Genomic DNA, 23,910 nt, shown 5'->3' with positions numbered 1-23,910 from the left:
CCCTCCACCATGACACGCCGGACGTGAGGGGCCAACGCATCTCAGGCCAAGTTCACGGCTCCCCCGCCAGGATCCGGGGCCACACGGGGCGCCGACGGCGCACGTGGGGGGCCGATGGCGTACGTGGGGGGCCGCGCGTCGGTGGTCACGTGGGCTCCTCGGGGGCGTACGCGGGGCCTCAGGGCCACCGCTCGTCGCACAGCAGCAGGTGGTCCTCGGGGGCCAGCGGGAACGCGCGGCCCTCGTACACCGCCGCGGTGAGGTCGTCGACGAGCGTGCTCCGCTCCAGGTCGAACAGCGAGGTCCGGGGCCGCGTCCTCGGGGCGGCGCAGGGCGCGCCCGCGACCAGGGCGGCGGGGGACAGCGCGGCCCACGCCTCCCGGGCGGCCCCCTCGGTGAGGAGCCCGAAGACCCGCACCCCTCGGCCCAGGTTCTCCCAGCCGACCCGGTCGAACAGCTCAGGGGGCACCTTCAGCGCGGGGCCCCCGATGAGCCGTACGCGCAGCGCGACGATCCGCCAGGGCCCCGCAGGCAGGCACACCAGGACGACGGACCGGGCGGCGACGTCCTTGAGGTACGGCAGCGCGGCGTCCGCCTGCGTGGCGGCCATGCGCTCGGCGGCGCCGAGGCCGTCGGCGGCCCCCGCGTCCACCAGCGCCCTGACCAGGGACGGCCGGAACAGGTGCCAGGCGAGGGCCGCCGGGAGGAGGGCGGTGTCCCCGGCGGGCGGCGGGGTGCCCGCGCCAGGCCGCGAACCGTTCCCGGCCAGCCGCGCGGTGTCGGCGTCGGACGCGTCGGCCATGACGAGCGCGCAGTGCCCGCTGTAGTCGGCGGACCTGGTCAGGAAGGCGTCGCGGAGCGTGCCGGTCCGCTCGCGGTGCCCGGCGAGGGCGTCGGCGAGCGAGGCCGTCCTGCGGCCCTGTTCGTCCGTCCCCGGCGGCTCCGGGGCCGAGGTGCCGAAGATCCGCTCGACGCTCCGCTGCACCGGCCCGACGAACTGGTCCGGGAGCGGCCCGAGTCGGTCGGCCGCCCGGCTCAGGCGGCCGAGGGAGGACACCAGCGCGCGGTAGCGGGGGTGGAGGCCTGCCGCGTCGCCGGGGCCGTCGTGGACGTCGAGGACGAACCGCAGGTCGGGGGGCGGCACCGGAAGCAGCCGGAAGACGACCCCGTCCACCGGCACGCCCGGGGGCCAGCCGTCCCGCGCCCGGGCGAGGAGTTCGGCGATAGCCGCCCCGCCGGTGACCGCGCGCCGCTCCCCGTCGGGGCGCTGCCACGAGGCCCTGCGCCACGCGTCGCCGTCGACCACGTCGACCACATCAGGCACATCAGGCACATCAGGCACATCAGGCACATCGACCGCATCACCCACGTCACGCACGTCACGCACCCGCCGCCGGGGCGGGGTCTCCCGGACGGCGGACGCTCCAGCCGACGGCGCGCCCCGGGCCGGAGCACCACGTACCGCTCGTAGTGGGCCACGGCCCGCAGGTCCTCCGCGCCGAGGCCGAGGCGCTCCGCGAGCCACGCGCCGCCCGCGCCGTACAGGAACCAGGGATGGACCACCGGAACCGGCAGCACGACGTGGCCCGTGCGGCGCCGACGGGCGCTGCGCGGCCCGAACGCGACGCCGCACTGCTCGCACGTCGCCCCCTCGGCCCGGGGGCGGAGGAAACCGCACCCGCACTGCCCGTCCCGCTCCGGCCCGAAGATCCGCTGGCACAGCAGTCCGCCCGGCACCAGCCGGTCCTCCGCGAGGCCCGTCCCCTCGGCCACCGTCCACCGCATGTCCTGAGCCTCCGTCACCTCGCCGCTGGACAGGGCCCGTACGTCGTCGTCGGTCAGCAGGCGCGGGGCGACGCGCCCTCCGCTGAGGCGGGGTGCGACGCGGGCGCCGAGCAGCAGCCGCTCCCAGCGGCGCACGCCGTCCGAAGGGGAGTCGTCCAGCGAGGCCCACCGGGCGAGCGGGGCCCGCCGCGGGCCCTCGGTGCCGCGGCCCGTCAGGAGGTTCCGGAGCAGCCGGGCCCGCCAGTCGGCGCAGTCACCGCGCGGCCCGTAGAGTTCGAGCGCCGTCCGTGGCGCGCCCCGGTCGGCGAGCCAGCGGAAGTCCTCCGGCGTCAGGGTCTGCGCGCCGCCGCCGGGTTCGTCGCCGGTGAGCGGCTGCTGGGTGCTCACCACGTACGCGCCGGTGGACCGGGCGGCGGTCTCCCGGCCGCCGCGGCCGTTGTTGTCCAGGCGTACGCGCACGACGTGCCGCCCCGGGGCGTCCGGGGCCGGTGCCCAGGGGTGGTCGGGGGCGACGACGAGGTCCGGCTCGTCCTGTCCGCCAGCGGCCTCGCGCAGACGGGCGGGGCCGAGGATCCCGCAGACCACCGCCGTCGCACCGCCCTCGCCCAGCAGGGTGTCGCCCGTCTCCAGCGCCTTGTCCACCACCAGCGTCACCGTCACCTGCCCGCCCCGGAAGGGGCCGGGTCCTTCGGTGACGAAGCGCCCCGGCAGTTCCGGGACGGCGGGCCCGGCGCGGTCGTCGAGGCTGATGTGCTCGGCGAGGACCTTCCCGGGCCGCCGCCCCGGCAGGGTGAGCGAGCGGTCGCGTACGAACCAGGGGCCGCCCCGCAGCTCCCGGTTCCGGGCGTCCGGGCCGAACACGGCGTGCAGCAGCCGCTCTTCGGGCGACATGTCCCGACCGTCGACCGGGGCCTCGATGCCGACGACGACCTGCCCGGGCCGCACCAGGCGGCCGGTCTCCACGATGCCGGAGGCGTCCAGGCCCTCCGTCAGCTCGGGCGCCACCCCGGGCGGCGTCGCGGTGAGGCGGTCGCCGGGGTGGATGCGTGCCCTGAGGTGCAGCAGATGGGGCGCGGACAGCGCCGCGGGGGCGGCGAGCCGCCTGCTCACGAGCGCGGCGTTGCCCCGCAGCTGCGGCGAGGTGGCGACGGCGCACTCGGCGGACACGTCGATGAACCGCAGCAGTTCCTCCGGGTCCGTCGCCGACGTGGCGAGCCGTCCGACGCGGGTCTCGAAGCCGCGGGTGTGCGTCCAGCCGACCGTGGCCTTCGGCCGCTCCTGGTCGACGACGGCCTTCAGGACGCGGCGGCCGAAGTCGCGGTAGCCGTAGCCCTTGCCGCCCCACAGCGTGCGGCGGAGCACCGCCTCCAGGACCGCGCACGGCTCGGTCTGCCGGTCGAAGCGCGGCACGTCGCGCAGCCGCACCAGCTGGGAGCCGACGTCCTGGTCGCCCGGGTTCGGCGCGTACTCCCCCAGCCAGAGCAGATCGGGCAGTTCGACGGTGATGCCGTCCTCCCGTTCGCGCAGGCCCAGCGGCACCGGCAGGCGCAGGAGCAGCAGCCGGGTGCGCTCCGGCGGCTGGTGCGGGCGCTCGATCAGCAGGTCGAGGGTCAGGGGGATCCGGTACGCCGACGGGTGGGCGTCGCCCTGGCGCAGCCGCCACAGGTTCTCCAGCGACACGCGGGTGCCGCAGTGCGGGCAGCGCGCGTAGGCGGGCGGCTCGCCGCAGCTCGGGCACGCCCCGGGGCCGCGCGCGGCGGGCGTCATCGGCGCCAGGCGTCCGGTGCCGCGGCGCGCCCCGCAGGGGCAGGCGTACGCGTACCGCTGTGCGAAGCCGGTCCTGCGGCCGCAGGCGCACCGCCAGGATCCCAGCTCGTAGCCCTCCAGGCGGACCGTCGCGGGCCCGGTGTCCCGGCCCTCGGCCCACGGGTCGCCGTCCGCGGTCCGCCGCACCGGGAAGAACCGCCCGAGGACCCGGTGCAGCCCGTGCGCCGCGCGCTCCTCGGGCAGCCGGTCCAGTTGCAGGAAGTCGGCGAAGCCCCGGCAGTGCTCGCGGCGCACGCGCAGCGCCTCCGGGTCGTCGACGGCGGCCTGTTCGGCGAGGACGACGTGCATGTAGCGGATCAGGTCGAGGCGGCGCCCGCTGAAGTAGTCGCGGCCGATGCGCAGGTCGGCGCGGAGGGCGTTGATGCCGGACAGCGACTCCCGCAGCGCCCGGAAGCCGTCGTCGACGAGCGCCTCGTAGAGGTCGTGGTCCCGGTCGTCCTCGGCGGCGTCGCGGACGACGTGGGCCACGGCGTACGGGGTGCGGTGGCGCCGCCAGTCGGTGGCGAGGGCGCGCAGGCGGGCGCGGAACTCGCCGGACGCCTTCCGCGAGACGATCTCGTCCGAGACGGAGGGCCGCGCGGACGGGCCGCCGGGGGCGTGGTCGTCACAGGGACCGGCCGGGTGACCGGGAGCGCGGCCGTCGGCGGGACCGGGCATGCGGTCCAGAGCGCCGCCGTCGGCGGGACCGGTGCGGCCCGGAGCGCGGCCATCGGCGGGACCGGACGGGTGATCGGCGCGGTGGGGGCGTCCGCTCACATCCCGCCCTTGCTCTTGAAGTACTCCCGGAAGCGGTCGTGGCAGAACGTGTACTGGTCGTCGTGGACCAGCAGGAACCGCTGGATCTCCCGCACGATGCCCCGGAAGTTCAGCCACGTCAGGCCGTCGATCAGGGCGATCAGATCGCCTTGGGACAGCACCTCGGCCTCCAGCAGGAACCCGAGGATCTCCACGTGCTGCGGCCGGTGCGCGCTGCGCGCGAGCACGTCGAACTGCTGATCCAGGTAGTCCTCCAGGCCCGTCGGGGTCCGGTCCACGTTGGCGGGCGTCAGCGTGCCCGCCGCCACGTCCTCCACCAGGAACCGCAGGTAGAAGGGGTCCCCCTGGGACACGGTGTGCAGCTCCGCCACGAAGTCGCCGTCCCGCGCGAGGTGCTGGCCCCCGGCCTGGCGCAGCAGTTCCACCACCGCGTCCGGGCCGAGGCCCGGCAGCGTCAGGCGCAGGTCCACCGCCGCCTCCGACAGGCCCACGTCGGTCAGGTAGCTGCCGTCGCCTCGCTCGCGCCCCCACTTCCTCGCCGACAGGATCAGGACGAGTCCCGGTGGCGGCCGCAGCGGCAGCAGCGTGCGCAACTGGCGTCCCGGCGGGTCGAGTTCGTCGATGCCGTCCAGGACGATCACCGTGGGCCGCCGCCGCTCCCTGGCCAGCAGCTCCTGGAACTCCGCCTCCAGCAGCCGCAGGTCCCGGTGGTGCTCGTGCGCCGGGTTCAGCTGCTCGCACACGTTGCTCAGGACGTCCACGGGGTCGGTGGGGTCGAAGCCGCCGCCCACCCGTTTGTCGCCCTGGTGGATGAAGTGGTAGACGAACTCCGGGTGCCGGTCCACGAGATGGGCCAGCAGCGACGTCTTCCCGTACCCGGACAGCGCCTCCACGAAGACGTACCCGGTCCCCCGGTCCCGTACGAAGCCGAGGATGCGGGCGGCCTCCTCGTCCCGGCCCGCGAACAGCTTGGTGTGCCGGGTGATGAGGTGCCGGAAGAACCCGCGGGTCGTGCCGCCCGGGATGCCCGAGCGGGCGCGGCGCCAGGCGTCCACCCAGGCGTCGGTCTCGGTCGGCGCCACCTCGCACGCCGCGAGGTACAGGCGCAGCTTCTCCTCGCTGATCGTGTGCCTGCCGAGCATGTCGTGCAGGGTGCCGGTGCCCAGCGTGCCGCCGCGGCGGGCCGCCCGTCTCTCCAGGTCCTTGTACGTGAGCCGGAGCCGCGCCCGCAGCGCCTTCAGCTCGTCCGCCAGCTCCCCCATGGTGCGGACGTCCGACAGCTCGGCCATGGCCTCCGTCTCCCCTCCGGCCCCCGCTCCGGAGCCTCCGGAGGCCGCGCCTGCCCCACGGCGGCCGGGATGCCGCTCGGGCCAGTGTGAACGATCGCGCCCCGCCCCGGAGCGGACTCGCCGCTTTCTCCGGGCCCCTCCGAACCCCTGTCCGGCCAGGCCTCCGCCCCCGTCTCCTACGGGGACCACCAGCCCACCCCGCTGAGGAGCCCACCATGAACCTGGCCTTGGCCCTGGCCCCCGTTCTCGCCAGTGCCCTCAACCTCGTCGCCGCGCTCATCGAGGCGAGGGCGCGTCGCCGTGGTGACTAGCGGGCGGCTTCGCGGCGTCAGCGGTCCCCCGCGCACAGCGCCGCGTCCACCGCCCCCTGGAGGTGCCGCAGGCTGTCGCCCTCCGCCGCCCAGGTCGTCGTGTAGACGGTGACCGTGCCGCGGCCGGAGGTCGCGCGGCCGCCGCCCACCGAGTCGCCGGGGAGGTCGCCGCCGTGGCCCCAGTAGGCGCCGCCGCAGCTCAGGGGGATGGAGGCGACGCCGTAGCCGTAGCGGCTGCCCTGGGGGTACACGTCGCGGCCGCCGACGTCGGTGGTGTCGCCGGTCATCAGGCGCACCGCCCAGCGCGGCAGCAGCTTCCCGCCGAACAGGCCGTCCCAGAAGGCGTTCAGGTCGGCGGGCGTGGAGACGAGCCCGCCGGAGGCGCCGAACTCGTACCCGGGCAGCTCCGTGACGTCCACGCGGCCCGCCTCCGGGTGTGCGGGGTGGACGCCGTAGTTCCGGGCGTGCTCGCCGCGCAGGGTCAGCTCGCCGCGCCGGGGCCAGTAGGTGTCGCGCAGGTGGAGGGGGCGCAGGACGGTGCGCTCGATGTAGGTGCGGAAGTCGGTTCCGGTGACCTTGTCGATCACCATGCCGAGGACCAGGTAGTTGGTGTTGGAGTAGCCCCAGTCGGTGCCGGGTTCGAAGACCGGCTTCTCCTTGAGCGCGAGGGCGAGGAACGTCTCGGGCGTGCCGTTCGGGTCGTTCCAGTCGACGAGCGTGCCGTACTCCGGCAGCCCGCTGGTCTGCTTGAGCAGCTGGCGTACGGTGATGGGGCGGTCCGCGAGCTGCGGCACATACCGGCCGACGCGGTCGTCGAGGCGTATCCGCCCCTCGGTCACGAGACGCATCACGGCGGTGGCGGTGAACGCCTTGGTGTTGCTGGCCACCCGTACCCGGCCGTCGGCCCCGGGCATCGCCCGGCCCGTCCGGAGGTCCCCGACACCGGCCCGCCAGGTCGTCCGCCCGTCGTGGGCGAGGGCCCCCGGCACTCCGTCGCGCTCGACGAGCAGGTCGAGCTGGCGCTGCACCGGGTCGACGGCGTGGTCGCGGGCCGCGGCGGCGGGGGCGAGGGCCCCGGTCAGCGTGGCGGCGAGCAGGACGGTGGCGGCGAGGCGCGTACGGCGCATGGGACTTCCCCCGTGGTCGTGGCCCGGCGGACGCGGGCCGTTCGGTCGCTTGCCCCGAGCCTGCCAGGAGCCCCGAGGGGGATCACTGCGCCGGTCCCCCGTATCGGGGGTGTACGTACCACCCCGGGCGGGCGCGCCCTGACACCCCGGCTCGGCCGTCCCGTTCCGCCGTCGGCCGCGTCCCGCCGTCTTTGTCCCGTGCCGGGGAACGGGCTGCTGGACAAAGCCCGGCCCCCGAAGCTCGGTTCCGTACAGCGTGTCCCGTACACGGCGGCGACCGGACTGACCACCGGCCGCCGTCTCCACAGTCTCCACAGGGGGAAGGAACCAGCACATGCTCTTGATGACCAAGGCAGGCCGACGGCAGGGGAGTTCGGTGAGCCACCAGAAGGGGTCGGTGGCCCACCGGCGCCTCGCGACCGCCGTCGCGACCGTGGCGCTCATGGCGGGCGGTGCCCTCGCGGCCGCGCCCGCTGGATCGGCGGCGCCCTCGGACGCGTCGGGCCCGGCGAGCGTGCGGGAGCCCAACTGCAACTACATCTCGGACTCGGCCCGCCCGATCGTGCGCCCGAACGACCGGGGCAACAAGGTCAAGCAGGTCCAGTGCCTGATCAACCACTACAGCAAGTTCTCGGAGTACCTGGACGTGGACGGCCAGTACGGCCAGGCCACCTACCGCGGCGTGGGGTACGTGCAGCGGTGCAACGGCACCGCGGGGGGCGTCGACCACGTGGTCGGCGACAGCACCTGGTACCGCCTGTACCACCCCAAGAGCCAGTGCGCGCTGTGATCCGCTGACAGCGTGCACCACCAGCGCCCGGCCGACGTGTGCGCGGTCGGCCGGGCGCCCGCGTCGGCCCGGCCGCGCGCCTCGGCGGTCCTTCTCGCTGGCCCTCAGCGGTCCTTCTTGCTGACGACGAACCGGTCGATGACCAGGTGGTCGATCTCGGTGGCGAGGAAGCACTCCAGGGCGTCGCGCGGTGAGCACACGATGGGCTCCCCGGCCACGTTGAAGGAGGTGTTGAGCAGGCAGGGCACGTCCGTGCGGGCGGTGAAGGCGCGCAGCAGCCCGGCGAGGCGCGGGTTCTGCCGCTCGGTGACCGTCTGGACGCGGGCGGTGCCGTCGACGTGGCAGGCGCCGGGGATGCGCTCCTGGTACTCCTCGCGGACCGGGAAGACGAACGTCATGTACGGGGACGAGGTCTTCTTGCCGAGTGCGAAGACACGGGCCGCCTCGGACTCCAGGACGACGGGCGCGAACGGGCGGAACGGCTCGCGGTGCTTGACCCGCAGGTTGATGACGTCCTTGATGTCGGGGAAGGCCGGGTTGGCGAGGATGCTGCGGTTGCCCAGGGCGCGCGGCCCGAACTCGGTGCGGCCCTGGAACCAGCCCACGACGTTCTTCCCGGCGAGCAGTTCCGCCGTCCGCGCGGCGACGGCGGCGAAGTCGGCCTCCTCCTCCCAGGTGACGCGGTCCGCGTGGGCGGCCAGTGCGTCGAGGATGTGTGCCTCGTCGTAGGAGGGGCCCAGGTAGGGGGTGGTGACGGTGTCGGCGGGCCGGTTCCTGAGCCCGGCGGCGTGCACGGCCGCGCCGATGGCGACGCCGGGGTCGCTGGCGCCGAAGCTGACCTCCATGCCGGTGAACGGCGAGCGCTGGAGCATCTTGGTGTTCGCCACGCAGTTGAGCGCGAGGCCGCCCTCGAAGAGCAGGGTGTCCAGGCTCGACTCGGCGGTCAGTCTGCGCAGTTGGTGTGCGGTGACGGCCTCGACCATGTGCTGGGCGCAGCCCGCGACCCGGACCCGGAAGTCGAACTCCTCGCGCTTCTCGCCGTCGCCGCCGAAGACGTCGTCGAACAGGGCGTAGTACGCGTCGGGGGCCGCGGGGATGTCGAGGGTGTACGTGCCGTCGTCGTACAGCGTCACGCAGCGGTCGAGCAGCGGGTTGTGCCGCGGCGGCGGGCCGTACGCGGCCAGGCCCATCACCTTGTACTCGTCGTTGTTGGGCACGAAGCCCAGATAGCGGGTGATCCTGCCGTAGGCCACGCCGAGCGAGCTGGTCATGGGGACGGACGCGTCGTCGAGGAGGTGGACGACGCCGTCGCGCAGCTCGCCCATGACGGACGACAGGGTCTCGGCGCGGCCGTCGCTGATGAGGAACGCGGCGTCGCGAACCCCGGCGAGGTAGGCGCCGCACATCAGGTGGGCCAGGTGGTGGGGCACCAGGACGAGCTTGTTGGGGTCGAGTTCGTGGCCGGTGCGCCGGACGAAGTCGGCGTGGACGGCCTCGCGGCTGAGCATGTCGGTGTGGAGTTCGCCGAGGCGCCGCAGCGCGTCGAACTTCGCCGCGACCGGCATCGCGGCGTCGCGTATCTCCGCCATCATCTCCTCGGCGACGGCGTCGGAGAAGCGCCAGGGGAACGCGTACACATCGACCTGTCCGAAGGTGAGTCCGGCGGATTCCAGGCACCAGGAGATGGCGTTGAGCGGGAAATCGGAGGTCTTCTTGACCCGGGTCAGCCGCTCCTCCTCGACCGCCGCGACCACTTCTCCGTCAACGGACAGTGCCGCCGCCGCGTCGTGCCCCACGAGGAGATTGCGGGCGATTCCGGTCGCGCCGTAGAGCCGTCCGAACAGTTCCGCGCCCTTGCTGAATCCGTTGTATCCGAGCACGATCACGGGCTGTCAGCCTCCCCTGTGCGACGTCACGACAGGGAGAGCAGGCTACTCACGCGGCGGAGCCGAGGGATAGGCGTGCGACACCGGCAAGTTCACCCTTCAACCCGTGATCCACATCACAGGTCCGTGGGCTCCGGCGATCCTTTATCGTTTCCGCCAGCCGCAATTCGGGGAGGCGAACGTGCCGACGCTCATGGTTATCGGTTACTGGGATGACCTCGACCAGGCCCTCCAGCGCCGGGGCCTGGACCCGCACTACCTGGTGCAGGCGCCGACCCCACCGCCCCGGCACCGGAACGTCACCCGCGTCGCCGACATCGAGAACGCCCAGGAAGTCCTGCGGGCCGTGCTCGCCGCGCACCCCGAGAGGATTTCCGGGGCGCTTTCGGTGCATGAGATGGGCGTGTTCGGGGCGGCCTTCCTGCGGCAGCAGCTGGGCCTTCCGGGGAATGCGGACCCGAAAGCCACACTGTTCTTCCGGGACAAATTCCTCCAGAAGAGCCGACTTCCGCCGCATCTGAAGCGGGCGCGCTGCCGCTATGTGTCCAGGGAAACTCCGTACGCGGAACTCGTGGCGGAGCTCGGGCGACCCTTCGTCCTGAAACCCGCGACCGGAGCGGGTTCTCAGCGCACGGCCATCGTGCGCTCCGAAGACGAATACGCGCGCGCCCAGAGCGCCTTTGCCGGGCATTCGAGCACCTTTCCCGGACATTCGGGCGCCTCTCCCGGGCGCCCGGACGACGTTCCCCGCACTCGGACGTCTCTCCCTCGCACTCGGACGTCGCGATGGTCGCCGAGTCCTTCGTCGACGCTCCGGAGGTCTACCTCGACGGCGTCTGGAGCGGCGGACGGCTGCGCTGGTCGTCCCTGAGCCGCAATCACATCGCGCCGCTCAGCGCGGTGGCGGGCGGGGTCCTCGCCGCGCACGTCCTCGACCCGGCCCGCCGTCCGGCGCTGTTCGCGCAGGCCCGGGCGCTGGCGGCCGAGGCGCTCGCCGCCCTGGGCGCGCCGGACTGCGTCTTCCATCTGGAGATGTTCACCACGGACGGCGGGCCGACCTTCGGCGAGTGCGCCATCCGTCTGCCCGGGGCGCTGTCTCCGCGGGTCAACCAGCTCACGTACGGCGTGGACCTGTTCGACGCCGAGATCAGCCTGGCCCTCGGTGAGGAGCCGTCGCTGCCCGCCGACGCCACCGCACCGGAGCGCTTCCACGGCTACGTCCTGCTGCGCCGCGCGCCCGGTGGCCGACTGACCCAGCGGGACTTCGAGCGGGCCTTCACCTTCGACGAGATCGTCTACGACTCCGCACCGGACGCGCCCGAGGGGCCGTACGGCAAAGTGGGGCACGCCATCGTGTCCGACGCCGACGAGGGGGTCCTGGAGAAGACCGTCGAGGACGTCGCGCGGTTCAACGCGTCGGGCGGCTTCTGAGCGCCGAACGCCCCGCGGTTTCCTGGGAGTTCCATAGGGGGGCCGGGGGCCGGGGCGGTGGTGTGACGTTTCGCCTCCGGCCCCCGGTCGCGCTCAGAAGTCGTCCGCGGTCCGTACGCGCTCGCGGATCCAGACACCGGCGGGCTTCAGCTTGCTGGTGCCGGTCCAGGGTCCGTTCGCGTCACAGGTGCCGGGCTTGAAGACGGCGCCGGTGCGGTCGTCGTCGGAGAAGTTCCAGTTGACCCAGCTGATCTTCTTGGCTGCCATCAGGTCCAGGTACTTCTGCGACATGGCGAAGTCGTTGGAGCCCTCACCCGCGTAGTTCTGGGTGCCGAACTCCGTGACGAAGACGGGGAGTTTGTCGGCGGCGCGGGAGAGCGTGTCCAGGTACTCCTCGCGGTGCGAGTCCGCGTAGAAGTGGAAGGTGTACATGATGTTCCGCGCGTTCACCGGGTTGTTGACCACTTCCTTCTCGTCCGCGCCCTCCGAGACGCCGAACGAGGACCAGGCGCGGGTGCCGACCAGGACCGGGGCGTCCGCGTCGATGCCCCGGATCACGGGGATGATCTGCTCGGCGTAGGACTTGACGCGCGACCAGCTCACGCCGCTGGGCTCGTTGGCTATCTCGTAGAGGACGTTGTTCTTGCCCTTGTGGCGCTTGGCGATCTCGGTGAAGAACGTCTTGGCGCGCGAGAGGTTGGCGTGCGGGTCACCGGGGTCCAGCATGTGCCAGTCCACGATCACGTACATGCCGCGCTCGCTGGCCTCCTCGATGAGCTTGTGGGCCAGGTCGGTGAACTTGCGCGGGTTGGAGGCGTACCCGCCCTCCTGGACGTACGTGGAGACGCGCAGGACGTCGGCCTTCCAGTCACCGGCGAGGGCGTCGAGCGAGCCGTCGGTCAGACACTGCGCGTACCACTGGGTGCCGTGGCTGCTCATGCCGCGCAGCTGGACGGGCTTGCCGCTCTGGTTGCAGAGCTTGGTGCCGCACACGGAGAGCTGACCGTTGGCGGCGACGGGGGTCGCGGCCGCCGCGCTCGGAGCGGAGGGGTTCGCGGTGGCGGGCGCGGCGGCGGAGAGGGCGCCGGTGACGAGGACTGTGGCGAGGGCGGCGGCGAGGCGGCCTTGTCTCATGGGAACTCCAACCGTGGATGGTTAGGAAACTTTCCTGTCTGATGGATAGCAGCGATCGGAAGCCGCCCGCAAGGTTCATGACAAGCAAAAACGCCGGGCGCGGCGCCTTCCCCCGAGCCGAGCGGCGCCGCGACCGGGCCCCTCGGCGCCTCCCCCGCGCAACGCCCCGCCCCCCAGCGGATGCCGATCGTCCAGAACACCCGTACATCACACGGCAATTGACGGAGCATCACACTCCGATGCACAGTCACCGCTTTTCTCCCGCAAGCACATTGCACCCCCATCGCACCCCGCCCACAATGAGCGTCCCGGACCACGCAAGGAGTCGCGCGTGAGTGATCCGCCCATCGCGTTCCCGGACGTCGAACGCCTCGTCGTCGATCACCTCAAGAGCCGCCCGGAACTCGCCGGGGTCGTCGTGGACAACCGCACTCCCCCGGGCTTCGACGGCACCCAGAAGGCCGTCCTGGTGTCCCGGGCGGGCGGCGCGTGGATCGACGACCAGCACCTCGACCAGCCCCTGATCGACCTGGAGGTCTACGGCCCCGACAAGCCGACGGCCCACACGGTGGCCACCGCGGCCCGCACGGCGCTGCTGACCGTGCGCGGCACCACCTACGGCGGCGCTCGCGTCACCGACGCCGTCGAGGCCGACGGACCGCGCTGGCTCCCCGACTACAACCGGCAGGCCGCCAGCCGCTACCTGTCCACCACCCGGCTTTCGATCCGCCCGGCCTGACGCGCCCGCGCGCCCCACCGGGCGCGCCGCACCGGCCCGAAGGAGCCACGAGAAGCCAGAGGAGCCAGAGGAGCCAGCATGCCCGGAATGAACCCGAACGAGATCCGCGTCGCCGGTACGGGGCGCATCCTCACCGCCGACCTCGGCACCCAGGTGCCCGGCGACGTCACCGCCGGATGGGCGCCCGGTTGGCGCGACCTGGGCTACACCACCACCGACGGCATCCGCTTCACCAAGAAGGACAAGATCGACCCGGTGGACACCTGGCAGTCGGTCAGCCCGGCCCGCTTCGTGTACTCCGACCGCGACCTCACCGTGAAGTTCGCGCTGCTCCAGCTGAACGAGGACACCCTGCCGTTCTTCTTCGGCGGCGGCGCCGTCAAGGAGACCGCCGAGGGCTCCAAGGTCTACCGGTACGAGGTGACGGCCGAGCCCAAGAAGGACGAGCGGATGCTCGGCGTGGAGTTCGCGGACGGCGAGAAGATCACATACCGGTTCGTCATCGAGCGCGGCCAGGTCACCGAGACCGACGAGGTGCAGCTCACGCGCACCGCCTCGGTGAAGCTCGGCGTCACGTTCACCGCGCTCGCCGTGGACAACACCAAGCCCCTCGCCACCTGGGTCATGAACGACCCCGCGTTCGCGAAGTAGCCGCCCCCGCACGCCCCGCACGCCCCGAAGGAGCCGTATGTCCGGCACGTCTGGCCCGTTCAACGTCAACGCCGCGCGCGCCCAGCGCCTCGAATCGCTCGGCCTGAAGTGGGAGTTCGAGGTCGACGGCGAGACCTTCTCGCTGCCCACGGAGATCCCCCGCCGCTCCGCCCAGGCGCTCGCCGCCCTCGGCGACGACGACCTGGACGGGCTGCTCGCCCTGCTGCTCGGCGACGAGCAGTACAAGCGGCTCGGCGACCACGACCTGAGCGTGCAGGACGTCGCGGCGATCCTGAACGCGTACGGGGAGGAGACCGGGCTCAGCGTGGGGGAAGGCTGAGCCTCGGCGCGCTCGTGGAGGAGCACGCCGAGGCCCTGGAGGCGGATCTGCTGCGGCACTACGGGGTCGACCTGCTGGACTGGCACCGCGGCGAGCTGTCCTCGCGGCGCCTCGCGGTGCTCGTCCGGCACCTGCCGCGGGACAGCGCGTTCCGGTACGCGCACGAGGGCGAGGCGGCGCACTGGTCCCTGACGGACCATCTGCTGGCCGCCGTGGTCGACCACTTGGCCATCGCCAACTGGATGTTCGCCTCCGTCAACCGCGACGAGGACGAGGCGGCACCGGAGCCGCCGCGGCCGGTGCCGCGGCCGGGCGCCGACGACGAGGAGGCTACGCCCGGCGCCGGGCCCGCCGCCCCGGGCCCGGCCGAGCTGGCGCGCTTCTTCGGCTGACGTACCGCACTCTTCGGCCGACGTACCGAACCGCATGAGAGGAGGTGCCATGGCGACCCCCCACGAGCCGTCCGGCGGTGGCTCGGTCCGCCCCATCAAGGAGGACTTCAGGCAGCAGGTCGAGGCCGTCATCAAGGCGTCCAAGGAGAGGGAGGAGACCGTCAAGCGCTTTCTGGGCCTTGAGTGGAAGCTGGAGGACCTCAAGACGGAGGCTCAGGCGCTCAACGCCGAGGCCAACGCCCTCAAGGGCGAGATCACGGGCGTCTCCGGCTCGTTCAAGCTCCTGGAGGGCAACGTCCGCGTGTGGGGCAGGGACGTCAACCTCATCGGTGACTTCCTGGCCCGGCTGAGGGGCAGACCCCGAACAGCTGCGCGCGGACATCCAGCGCGTCCAGGGCCTCGCACGGCGGGCGCAGACCACGGCGGACCGCGCGCTCCAGCGCGTGCAGACGGCCGCCGAACGCGGCGGCCTGAGCAGGCGCTCCGGACAGCAGACGGCCAACGTGCAGAACCTCACCCAGGCGTCACAGGCCATCGATCGCCTTGAGCGCCGCATCAACCGCCTCGTCGACGCGCTTGGCTGACGGCCCCAGGAGGCACCCATGTCCCTCGTCCAAGCCCTCAACCGCTCCGCCTCCGGCTTCCGCGGCCTCAGGACGAACGCGGGGCAGGCCGAGTCCGGGGTCGGCAGGCTGCGTTCCACGATCCAGTCCACGGACCGCGCCGTGACCCGGATCAAGGCGGGGCTCGACCGCACCGCCCAGTCCTTCCGCGGCGTCAAGACACAGGCCGACGCCGCCGCCCGCAGCGCCCAGCGGGCCGACCGTGCCATGGACGGCGCCGGGAAGTCGGCCACGCGCGGCGGCGGCCTGATGGGGCGCATGAAGACCGGCCTCCAGGGTGTCACCACCGCCCAGCGCGGCCTGAACACCGCCATGAAGGCGAACGTCTTCGGCGCCGTCATGGCGCTGCTGCTCCCGCTGATCACCAAGCTCGTCGACATGGCGATGCAGTCCAGGACCGTGCAGCGGATCGTACGGGCGGCGTTCCAGGTCATCGGGCAGGTGATCGGAACGACGATGCGGGTCGCCCGGCGGATCGTGCAGACGACGTGGAACGCCATCAGGGTGTCCTTCCAGGTGGTCCTGCGGGTGATCTGGACCGTCGTCAAGACGTACTTCACGATCTACAAGACCATCATCACGACCGTGATCCGCGCGATCCTGGCCGTGATCCGCCCGGCCCTGAGCTTCCTCAGGGAGCGCATCCCGGCGGCGTTCCGCGCCGTGCGCGACGGGCTGCACCGGGCCTGGAACGGCCTGGCGAGCTTCACGCGGGGCGTCTTCAACAGCGTGCTCGGCGCCGTGCGCGGCCCCATCAACGCGGTGATCGGACTGGTCAACTCGGCGATCCGGGCGCTGAACACGGTGAAGGTGACCATCCCGAAGTGGGTGCCGAAGTTCGGCGGGCAGAGCTTCGGGGTCAATCTGCCGACGATCCCCACGCTGGCGCAAGGCGGCGTGGTGCTGCCCCGCGCGGGCGGCACGCTGGCCGTGCTCGGCGAGGCGGGCCAGGCCGAGGCGGTGCTGCCGCTGAGCAGGCTTGAGGCCCTCCTCGCGCGGGGCTCCCGGCCGGGGGCGCGGGGCGCGCTCGCTCCGCAGGGCCGGGGCGGCGCCCCGGTGGTGATCGAGAACTACTACGAGGCGCGGGGCGGCAGCGCCCGGCAGACCGCCGAGGAGCTGATGTTCCTGATGAAGGCCAGGGGGTGAGGGGTGCGGATGACCACGGGGTCGACCACGGGGATGACGTACGGCCACAGCGCGCCGGACGCGGCCGCCGACGAGCCCGGCGCGCTGATCGAAAGGGACGGGCAGGTGCAGTGGGCGGAGCTGCTGTGCGGCCCCGGCACCGTCTACTGGGTCGCCGCGGAGGGCCTGACCGGCTGGGAGGACCTGCCGGGACTGGAGTCGTCCGACGCCAACCGGCCCTCGGGGCACGGCGGTTGGCCCGGCACGCAGTGGGCGCAGCCGCGCACGGTGACCGCGCAGGTGTGGCTCGCGCCCGACCCGGGCGGCGGCCCCGAGGCGGCGCTGGCCGCCCTGCGCGCGCTGCGCTCCGCGACCGCCGTGCGGGACGAGGAGCAGTGGCTCGCGGTGCGGCTGTACGGCGAGACGCTCGCCGTACGGGCGCGGGTCGTGCAGCGCGTGGTGCCCACGGACCGGCAGTTCCTCGCGGGCGGCCTCGGCAAGGCCACGCTCCAGTGGAAGGCCATGGACCCCCGGCGCTACGAGAGCGTCGTGCGCCGGGCCATGGTCGGTCTGCCGCGCCGCGAGCCGGGCCTGACCTGGCCGCTGACCTGGCCGTTGACCTGGGGAACCCCGGGGTCCATCGGCGAGGTGACGGTGGACAACGCGGGCAGCGCCCCGTCCCACCCCCTGATCACCCTCACCGGTCCGTGCGCCACGCCCCGGCTCACCAACCACAACACCGGCACCTGGCTCGAGTACGCCCTCACGCTGTCCCAGGGCGACGTCCTGGAGGTCGACACCGCCGACGGGACGGTGCTGTTCAACGGAACCGCCTCGCGCCGCCACACGGCCACCGTGGGCAGCGTCCCCGAGGAGTCGTTCACCCTGGCCCCGGGCGCGTCCCGGCTGTCGTTCCGGGCCGAGTCCGGCGACGTGGAGCAGGCGTCGGCCACGGTGGCCTGGCGCTCGGCCGACTGGTGAGCCCGGCCGCCGGGGCGCGGCGCCGCACCCGACCCACCGCCCGTCACCTTTGGAGTGTGCGATGACGATACGTTCCGCATGGCATCTGCCCACGGGGCAGACCAGGGAGGACACGCGGCTTGCCGCGAGCCTCCCGATGGCCGCGTCGGGCCCGCTGACCGCGCGGGGCGGCTGCGCCGTCGGCGGCCTCCAGCTCACCGGCACGGCGGCCGCCAGCATGCAGGCCAGGCTGTCCCCGGGGCGGCTGTGGGTGCCCGGCACCTCGGCCGCCGCGCAGGGCGGCTACCCGGTGACCGTGGACGCCGACACACTGGTCACCTTCGCCGACGGGCACGCCACGCTGCCCCGGATCGACGCGCTCGTGGTGCGGGTGCACGACGCGGACTACGACGCGTCGGGCCGCTACGAGGCCGTCCTGGAGATCGTCCAGGGCACCCCGGCCAGCGCGCCGGTGCCGCCCGCCCTGCCGAAGAACGCCGAGCTGCTGTACGAGGTGTCCGTGGCGGCGGGCGCGTCCGCGGCGCGGGGCATCACGTGGGCGTCGGCCCTGGCAGACCGGCGCCGGTACACGGCCGCGCTGGGCGGCATCCTGCCCGCGGGCGGCGGTTACGGGGCGCAGGGGGCGTACGTCGGCCAGTACCGGGACGTGAGCGGGCGGCTCGAACGCTGGAACGGCACGCGCTGGACGCTGTACGCCCCGAGCGCCATGCTCAAGACCAGCGCCGACCGCGGCAAGACCACCACGTCGGCGTCCTACACCGAGACCCTCACCGAAGTGCAGACCAACCCGTTCGGGCTCACCTTCGTCGCTCCGGCGTCGGGCTGGGTGCACGTCTCGTTCGGCGCGATCATGTGGGGTGACGGAGGGAAGGAGGCGTGGCTCTCGGTGAACGTGCGCCCCGAGGCGGGCGGCGCCCTTCTGCACGAGGCCTCGAACGACCACGCCGCCTACCACAACGGCCCCGGAGCCGCCTCCACGTACGCCAACTTCCCGCTCGGCGGGCTCACTCCGGGCGCCTCCTACACCGCCATCGCCGCCTACCGCTCGGGCACCGCCGGGAACGCGGCCTCGTACGAGAACCGCTTCGTCCGCGTCGATCCGGTCATCTGACGGCGATGGACAGCCCCTACCTGGCCTACTTCGCCGACCTGCGCACCAACACCCCCATCGACGTCCTGCCGCTCCAGGGCCTGGAGTTCGACGACTACATCGGCAAGCCGGGGTCGCTGAGCGCCACCCTGCCGGTGCCCAACCGGCGCGTGGCCGAGCGGGTCCGGCAGATCCTGGAGGGCCGCACCGCCGTCTACCTGGAGCGCGGCGACCAGGTCTGCTGGGGCGGCATCGTCTGGACGCTCACCCCGGCCATGGACGAGCAGGGCCAGGTCACCGTCGCCCTCCAGGCCGCCACGTTCGACTCCTACGCGGCCCGCCGCCACATCCGGCAGAACCTGACCTTCACCGACACCGACGACCTCACCATCGTGCGCCGCCTGTGGGAGCACATCCAGGCGGCGCCCGGCGGCCACATCGGCGTCGGCTACGCCCCCGCGCCGCCGGGCACCCCGCGCACGGTGGCCTACCAGGACGGCGACGAGACGCTGCTGGAGGAGGCCGTCTCCCAACTGGCGGCCATGGAGCCGGGGTTCGAGTACGTGGTGAGCGTCTACCGGGATCCGGCGACGGGCGAGCGCGCCAAGCGGCTGCTGTTCGGCTCGCCGCGGCTGCGGATCGGCACGGGCACCACGGTCCTTGACCTGCCGGGCGACATCCTCACGTACTCCTTCCCCCGGGACGCGACGCGCGGCGGCACCACCGCGCGCGCCCGGGGCGGCACCCCCGAGGGCGCCCAGCGCCCCGTCATCTCCGACGAGATGGTGGCGCAGTCCCTGATCGCGGGCGGCTACCCGCGCCTCGACACCACGTCCGACCACAGCAACGTCACCGCCAAGGCGGCCCTGAACGCCCTCGCCCGCGCCGAGTTGGCCGCCCTCAGCGGCCCGGTGGTGATCCCGGCGATCCGTGTCCGCCTGAGCGCGGACACCACGCCCACGCTCCTCGGCACGACGGTGCGCCTGCGGATCCGCGACGTGTGGTTCAGCGAGGGCCTCGACGCGTCGTACCGCGTCATCGGCGTCAAGGTCACCGCGCCCGAGCGGGGCCGCCCCGAGTCGGCGGAGCTCTTCCTCGAAGCCCTGGACGCCCCGACCTCCGTGGAGACCCCCTGATGCCGAACCTTCCCGAAGACATCGTGGACCGCATCAAGGCCCTGGAGCGGCAGGTGCGGCAGTTGACGACGTACGTCAACACGCGGGCGGCGGCTCCCACACCACCGCCCACGCCTGCGGCGGCGGACGCGGGGACGGACGACGGAGACGGGCAGGAAACGGCCGAGGGCGGCGAGGGAGCGGCCGGGAACAGCGAGGGAACGGCCGGGGACGGGAACGCCCCCCGCTGACGCCCCGCACCCCAGACTCGTGCGGTTTTGGCGGTACTTCCGTGAAGGGGTAGTGAATAGCGCCCCGCGCGCCCCAAAAGATCAAGCCAAAGGCGTCGCCGCCAACGGTTTTTGAGCCATGCGCATTGCCAGCCTTTGACTTCGGCTTGGCTCGGCTTTTACCTTCGATTGCGGCGGCGAACACGCATGTCAGGCGCCGCATTCCCCCCTTCCCCCTTCTCTGGAGGTACCCCATGGAGAAGCTCATCGCGAAGCTGGCCCAGGACGAGGTCTGGAAGCAGTGGACGGCCGTGAACTCGCCGAAGACGTCCGGCAAGGACGGCTGCATCAGCGCGGACAAGTCCGGGTGCATCAGCGCCTCGGCGAAGTCCGGCTGTATTTCCTGAACCCGCACCGCCAGCAGCCCTCGCGACCACCGGCCCGGCACGCGTTCCACGTGCCGGGCCGCCCGCCCCCACGCCCCCACAGCCCGAAGGGTGGTCATGAACGGTCAGCCAAGCGCCGACGTCGTCGACCAGGTCAAGGACATCCCGATCTACCGGACGTCCGTCGAACGGGGTCACTTCCCCATCCTGGAGAAGCCGGAGATAGCCCGCGGCTTCCCCGGCAACTGGATGACGCCCGCGCTGGCCGCCGCCCTCGACTCCGGCGAGGCCGAGTTCGTCCTCTCCACGGGCACCAACCACGCCCGGATGCAGCTCATCCGGCCGCCGTACTTCCTGCTGCGCTCCTACTACCGGCTGTGGAGCGAGCACCCGGACATCGCCCACACCTGGCACCAGGGCTGCCAGCGGGTCTCCCTCACCACCGTGCTCGCGACCGAGCACGTCGCCCGCGTCAACGCCCGCAGGCGCGGCGGCCCCGACGCCGCGCCGGACCCGGTGCCCGACCTGGACCAGCGCCGCCTCGACGAGCGGACCTGCTACGTCAACCTGCGCCGCGACCCGGCCCTGTGGGACCGCGCCGACGTCGTCCGCATGATCGACGAGATCCGCGCCGCGGGCGCCGCCCATCCGCGCGGTCGCTACCACCTGGACTGCTCGGGCCCCCACCTCGCCCACCTGGTGCGCAAGGCCATCGCCTGGGGCCTGTGGTCCGACTTCCCGCGCCCCGCGAGCATCGTGCACGCCTACGAGTACACCCCGCTCAACGTACGGCGCTACCTCCAGCACCACTTCCCCTGCCCGGTCATCGACCTGTTCGGCAGCACCGAACTCGGCTACCTCTTCTACAGCGACCGCACCGGCCGCTACCACCCGTACCTGGACGGGATGAGCGTCGAGCTGCTGCCCGTGGAGCCGGACGGCGGCAGCCTGTACAGCCTGATCGTCACCAGCGTCCGCAACCCCCACATGCCGCTGGTCCGCTACCGCTCGGGCGACTGCGTGCGCACCTGCGACGGCTCCCCGGACCCGGCCCGCGTCACCCGCTTCTGCGGACGCGAGAAGGAACTCCTGAAGACCCCGCACGGCCCCGTGGCGCAGGGCGACCTCGACGACGTGGTCACCGCCGCCTCGCCCCGCGTCTTCGTCCACCAGCTCGACGCCCGCGACCCGTCCCGCGCCCTGCTGCGCTACACCACCTTCGACGGCGCCCCGCTCTCCCCGCCGAAGCCGAGGCGCTGCGCCACGGAGTCGCCCAACTCACCGCGCTGGACAGCTCCTTGGAGCACCGCGAGCACCTCCCCATCGGAGCGTCCGGCAAGTACGCCTGGCTCGCCCGGGACCCCCAGGACCCCCTGGGCCTGTGAAGCCCGCCCCTCCCTCCGCGCCACCTCCACCACCGTCCTCCGGGAGCACCATGACCACGCAGCCCACCGTGTCCGCCGACGCCGTGGCGGGCCTGCTCGACGAGTCCCTGCACGCCGAAGTGGTGGACCACTTCACCGCGACGACCGACGCCCCGCGCGCGTACGTCGAGCGCCAGGTCACGGAGTGTCTGCGCTACCTCCACCTCGTCTCCCGCCACCCCGACCGGCTCAGCGGCCTCTTCCTGCCCGTGGAGCAGGAGATCGACGAGATCTGGCACTACCTGATCCTCCAGACCCGCGAGTACCGCGCCCTGTGCGAACAGCGGCTGCCGGGCGGCTTCTTCATCGAGCACCGCAGCATCGCGTACGAGGACTACCAGCGCGAACCGGGCAGAGAACGGGCCATCGAGCAGGCGCTGCGCTGGATCCCGCTGTACGTACGGGAGTTCGGCCCCTTCGACGAGGGCGCCCTGCCGCACTGGACGATCGTCCGCTTCCTGCACGAACGGCTCGGCATGTCGCTGGAGGAGATCAGCGCGCTGGAGGAGATACCCGCCCTGCCGCCGACGGCCACGCCCCAAGAGGTGGGCGGCAGTTGAACGGGCACACACGCGACGACGCCGCCACCTCCCGTCCGGGCCCCACCGGCACGGACCTCACCAAGCCCGCCACCCCCGACGGACCCCGTACGCCCGCCCCACCCGCCGGGCCCGACGCACCCCAGGTGCCCGCCCCACCCGCCGGGCCCGACGCACCCGAGCAGCGCCGCGTCCTCACCGTCCTGGTCCTGTCCCAGGTCCTCAGCGGCGCCGGGCTCGCCGCGGGCATCACGGTGGGCGCGCTGCTCGCCGAGGAGATGCTCGGCTCGACCTCGCTCGCCGGGCTGCCCGCCGCCCTGTTCACCGGCGGCGCCGCGCTCGGCGCGGTCGGCGTGGGCCGGGTCTGCCAGCGCTGGGGCCGCCGCCCGGGGCTCGCCGCCGGGTACGCGGTGGGCGCGCTCGGCAGCCTCGGCGTGGTCGGCGCCGCCGCCGCGGACAGCGCGCCCCTGCTGTTCGTCTCCCTCGTCGTCTACGGCGCGGGCACCTCGACGAACCTCCTGGCCAGGTACGCGGGCGCCGACCTGGCACGTCCCGAGCGCCGGGGCCGCGCCATCAGCACGGTGCTGCTCGCCACCACGCTCGGCGCCGTCACCGGCCCGAACCTGGTGACCCTGTCCGGTTCGGCCGCCCACGCCTGGGGCCTGCCCCGGCTCACCGGCCCCTTCCTGCTCGCGGTGGCCGCCTTCACCGCGGCGGCCGTGGTCCTCGGCTGCTTCCTGCGGCCCGACCCCCTGCTCCTGGCCCGCGCCCGGGCCGCGTACGACGAGGACTCCGCACCGGCGGACCCGGCCGGGACGCCCGGAGCCCCCACCGATGGGCGGGGCTCGTCACCGGCACGGCCGTCATGGTGCTCACCCAGCTCGTGATGATCGCCGTCATGACGATGACCCCGGTCCACATGCGGGCCCACGGCCACGGCACCCAGCTGACCGGTCTGGTCATCGCCCTGCACGTGGGGGCGATGTTCCTGCCGTCGCCGCTGACGGGACGGCTCGTCGACCGGTTCGGGGCGCGCGCCGTCGCCGCCGCGTCCGGGGTCACGCTCCTCGGTGCGGGAGCGACGGCGGCCCTGGCGCCGCCGCACGCGGTGCCGGGCCTGGCCGTGGCGCTCGTCCTGCTCGGCGTGGGCTGGAACTTCGGCCTGGTCAGCGGCACGGCCATGGTCACCGCCGCGGTGCCGCCGCGGACCCGGGCCGCCACGCAGGGCCTGGTGGACGTGGGCATGGCCGTCGCCGGTGCCACCGGCGGCATGGCCTCCGGCGTGGTCACCGCGTCCGGCGGCTTCCCCGTGCTCGCGTTCGGCGGCGGCGTCCTCGCGCTCGCCGTCCTGCCGGTGCTCCTGCTCACCCGTTCCGCGTACGCCCCCGGCCCCGAGGCCCCCTGACGGCCATGACGCACCCCGCCCCCGACCCCGCGCACGCCCGGCCGGGCCCGGCGCCACGCCGTCCCATCCCGCCCGGCACGTCGGTGCGCCCGCGCCGCTGGGCCGCGACCGTCGGCATCGCCCTGCTGTGCCTGCTGTCCCTGCTGTGCGGCAGCACGGGCGCAGCCACCACCCCGGCCACGCCCCGCGCGGCGGCGACACCCCCCGCGCTCGCCGCACCCGAACCGCCCGCGGCCACCGCCGAAACGCGGGACCGCGCCCTCGCCGACGGCGAGACCCACCAGCCACCGCCGCAGCACGCGCGCGGTCGCACCCACAGCCCCTCGGAGCGGCACACCTCCGCCGCCACCCGAGCCCGGCCCGCGCCCGGAGAACCCAGCGCGCGCACGCCGCCGGGACCGCGCGGCCCACGCCCCGCCGCGGCGCGGCCCACCAGACCGGGCGCGGAGGTCCTCGTCCTGCACTGTGTCGCGCGCTCCTGACATCCGCGCGACCTCGCACACCCCTGCGCGGCCCATGACCGCGCACGTCAGC

The 23,910-nt window shown here is 73.5% G+C and carries 22 protein-coding genes and 2 pseudogenes; 17 read left to right on the top strand and 7 right to left on the bottom strand.

Going from position 1 to position 23,910, the window contains the following annotated elements; all coding sequences use genetic code 11:
• Positions 1–178 precede the first annotated feature (178 nt).
• From ACOBQU_RS35765 to ACOBQU_RS35750, 4 genes are all read right to left on the bottom strand, one after another.
• Entirely contained in the window at positions 179–1,144 is a 966-nt protein-coding gene (locus ACOBQU_RS35765; RefSeq protein ID WP_423633155.1) for a hypothetical protein, read from the bottom strand.
• Positions 1,036–4,368, bottom strand: coding sequence for a hypothetical protein (locus ACOBQU_RS35760; RefSeq protein ID WP_423633153.1), 3,333 nt, complete (start codon positions 4,366–4,368; stop codon positions 1,036–1,038). The genes ACOBQU_RS35765 and ACOBQU_RS35760 overlap by 109 nt, the downstream gene beginning before the upstream one ends.
• The gene (locus tag ACOBQU_RS35755; protein WP_423633151.1) at positions 4,365–5,657 is read right to left on the bottom strand and encodes an ATP-binding protein; all 1,293 of its coding nucleotides are present in this window, start codon (positions 5,655–5,657) and stop codon (positions 4,365–4,367) included. The genes ACOBQU_RS35760 and ACOBQU_RS35755 overlap by 4 nt, the downstream gene beginning before the upstream one ends.
• Positions 5,658–5,985: 328 nt before the next feature.
• Positions 5,986–7,095 carry a serine hydrolase domain-containing protein gene (locus tag ACOBQU_RS35750; protein WP_423633149.1) on the bottom strand — a complete coding sequence of 370 codons (1,110 nt, stop codon included), beginning with the start codon at positions 7,093–7,095 and terminating at the stop codon, positions 5,986–5,988.
• A gap of 334 nt (positions 7,096–7,429) precedes the next feature.
• Here ACOBQU_RS35750 and ACOBQU_RS35745 point away from each other — a divergent pair, with 334 nt between their 5' ends.
• The gene (locus tag ACOBQU_RS35745) at positions 7,430–7,885 is read left to right on the top strand and encodes a peptidoglycan-binding domain-containing protein (protein WP_423633147.1); all 456 of its coding nucleotides are present in this window, start codon (positions 7,430–7,432) and stop codon (positions 7,883–7,885) included.
• 104 nt (positions 7,886–7,989) lie between these two features.
• Here ACOBQU_RS35745 and ACOBQU_RS35740 read toward each other — a convergent pair whose 3' ends face one another.
• The gene (locus ACOBQU_RS35740; protein WP_423633145.1) at positions 7,990–9,771 is read right to left on the bottom strand and encodes a carbamoyltransferase; all 1,782 of its coding nucleotides are present in this window, start codon (positions 9,769–9,771) and stop codon (positions 7,990–7,992) included.
• A 49-nt stretch (positions 9,772–9,820) separates the two neighbouring features.
• The gene (locus ACOBQU_RS35735) at positions 9,821–10,462 is read right to left on the bottom strand and encodes a hypothetical protein (protein ID WP_423633143.1); all 642 of its coding nucleotides are present in this window, start codon (positions 10,460–10,462) and stop codon (positions 9,821–9,823) included.
• A gap of 95 nt (positions 10,463–10,557) precedes the next feature.
• On the opposite strand from ACOBQU_RS35735, the gene ACOBQU_RS35730 reads away from it, so the two are divergent.
• Complete coding sequence (locus ACOBQU_RS35730) at positions 10,558–11,202, top strand: hypothetical protein (protein WP_423633142.1); 645 nt, start codon at positions 10,558–10,560, stop codon at positions 11,200–11,202.
• A gap of 93 nt (positions 11,203–11,295) precedes the next feature.
• Here the strand turns inward: ACOBQU_RS35730 and ACOBQU_RS35725 are convergent, their stop codons facing one another.
• Positions 11,296–12,336 (bottom strand): glycoside hydrolase family 5 protein, encoded by a 1,041-nt coding sequence (locus tag ACOBQU_RS35725; RefSeq protein ID WP_423633140.1) that lies wholly within the window; start codon positions 12,334–12,336, stop codon positions 11,296–11,298.
• A 331-nt stretch (positions 12,337–12,667) separates the two neighbouring features.
• Here ACOBQU_RS35725 and ACOBQU_RS35720 point away from each other — a divergent pair, with 331 nt between their 5' ends.
• From ACOBQU_RS35720 to ACOBQU_RS35650, 15 genes and pseudogenes are all read left to right on the top strand, one after another.
• Positions 12,668–13,075: a hypothetical protein gene (locus ACOBQU_RS35720; RefSeq protein ID WP_423633138.1), complete on the top strand. Its 408-nt coding sequence runs from the start codon at positions 12,668–12,670 to the stop codon at positions 13,073–13,075.
• 78 nt (positions 13,076–13,153) lie between these two features.
• Complete coding sequence (locus ACOBQU_RS35715) at positions 13,154–13,726, top strand: phage tail protein (RefSeq protein ID WP_423633136.1); 573 nt, start codon at positions 13,154–13,156, stop codon at positions 13,724–13,726.
• Between the two features lie 37 nt (positions 13,727–13,763).
• Positions 13,764–14,066: a hypothetical protein gene (locus ACOBQU_RS35710; protein ID WP_423633134.1), complete on the top strand. Its 303-nt coding sequence runs from the start codon at positions 13,764–13,766 to the stop codon at positions 14,064–14,066.
• 14 nt (positions 14,067–14,080) lie between these two features.
• The gene (locus ACOBQU_RS35705) at positions 14,081–14,458 is read left to right on the top strand and encodes a hypothetical protein (RefSeq protein WP_423633132.1); all 378 of its coding nucleotides are present in this window, start codon (positions 14,081–14,083) and stop codon (positions 14,456–14,458) included.
• 443 nt (positions 14,459–14,901) lie between these two features.
• On the top strand, positions 14,902–15,042 hold the full coding sequence (locus ACOBQU_RS35700) for a hypothetical protein (RefSeq protein ID WP_423633130.1): 141 nt from the start codon (positions 14,902–14,904) through the stop codon (positions 15,040–15,042).
• 18 nt (positions 15,043–15,060) lie between these two features.
• Complete coding sequence (locus ACOBQU_RS35695) at positions 15,061–16,227, top strand: hypothetical protein (RefSeq protein ID WP_423633128.1); 1,167 nt, start codon at positions 15,061–15,063, stop codon at positions 16,225–16,227.
• Positions 16,228–16,236: 9 nt separating this feature from the next.
• Complete coding sequence (locus ACOBQU_RS35690) at positions 16,237–17,187, top strand: phage distal tail protein (RefSeq protein ID WP_423633126.1); 951 nt, start codon at positions 16,237–16,239, stop codon at positions 17,185–17,187.
• Between the two features lie 61 nt (positions 17,188–17,248).
• A complete protein-coding gene (locus ACOBQU_RS35685) occupies positions 17,249–18,298 on the top strand; it encodes a hypothetical protein (protein WP_423633124.1) in 1,050 nt (349 codons plus the stop codon).
• A gap of 5 nt (positions 18,299–18,303) precedes the next feature.
• Positions 18,304–19,413 (top strand): hypothetical protein, encoded by a 1,110-nt coding sequence (locus tag ACOBQU_RS35680; protein WP_423633122.1) that lies wholly within the window; start codon positions 18,304–18,306, stop codon positions 19,411–19,413.
• A complete protein-coding gene (locus tag ACOBQU_RS35675; protein ID WP_423633120.1) occupies positions 19,413–19,643 on the top strand; it encodes a hypothetical protein in 231 nt (76 codons plus the stop codon). The genes ACOBQU_RS35680 and ACOBQU_RS35675 overlap by 1 nt, the downstream gene beginning before the upstream one ends.
• A gap of 233 nt (positions 19,644–19,876) precedes the next feature.
• Complete coding sequence (locus tag ACOBQU_RS35670; protein WP_423633118.1) at positions 19,877–20,029, top strand: hypothetical protein; 153 nt, start codon at positions 19,877–19,879, stop codon at positions 20,027–20,029.
• Positions 20,030–20,125: 96 nt separating this feature from the next.
• Positions 20,126–21,393, top strand: a pseudogene (locus tag ACOBQU_RS35665) (hypothetical protein).
• A gap of 50 nt (positions 21,394–21,443) precedes the next feature.
• On the top strand, positions 21,444–21,992 hold the full coding sequence (locus tag ACOBQU_RS35660; protein ID WP_423633116.1) for a hypothetical protein: 549 nt from the start codon (positions 21,444–21,446) through the stop codon (positions 21,990–21,992).
• A 125-nt stretch (positions 21,993–22,117) separates the two neighbouring features.
• Positions 22,118–23,376 (top strand): annotated as a pseudogene (locus tag ACOBQU_RS35655) (MFS transporter).
• A gap of 5 nt (positions 23,377–23,381) precedes the next feature.
• On the top strand, positions 23,382–23,858 hold the full coding sequence (locus ACOBQU_RS35650; RefSeq protein WP_423633115.1) for a hypothetical protein: 477 nt from the start codon (positions 23,382–23,384) through the stop codon (positions 23,856–23,858).
• Positions 23,859–23,910 lie beyond the last annotated feature (52 nt).

This window comes from Streptomyces sp. G45 (assembly GCF_049542095.1).
Classification (GTDB): Bacteria; Actinomycetota; Actinomycetes; order Streptomycetales; family Streptomycetaceae; genus Streptomyces.
Note: the sequence above shows the minus strand (reverse complement) of the source record. Positions and strands in the feature narration are given on the sequence as shown.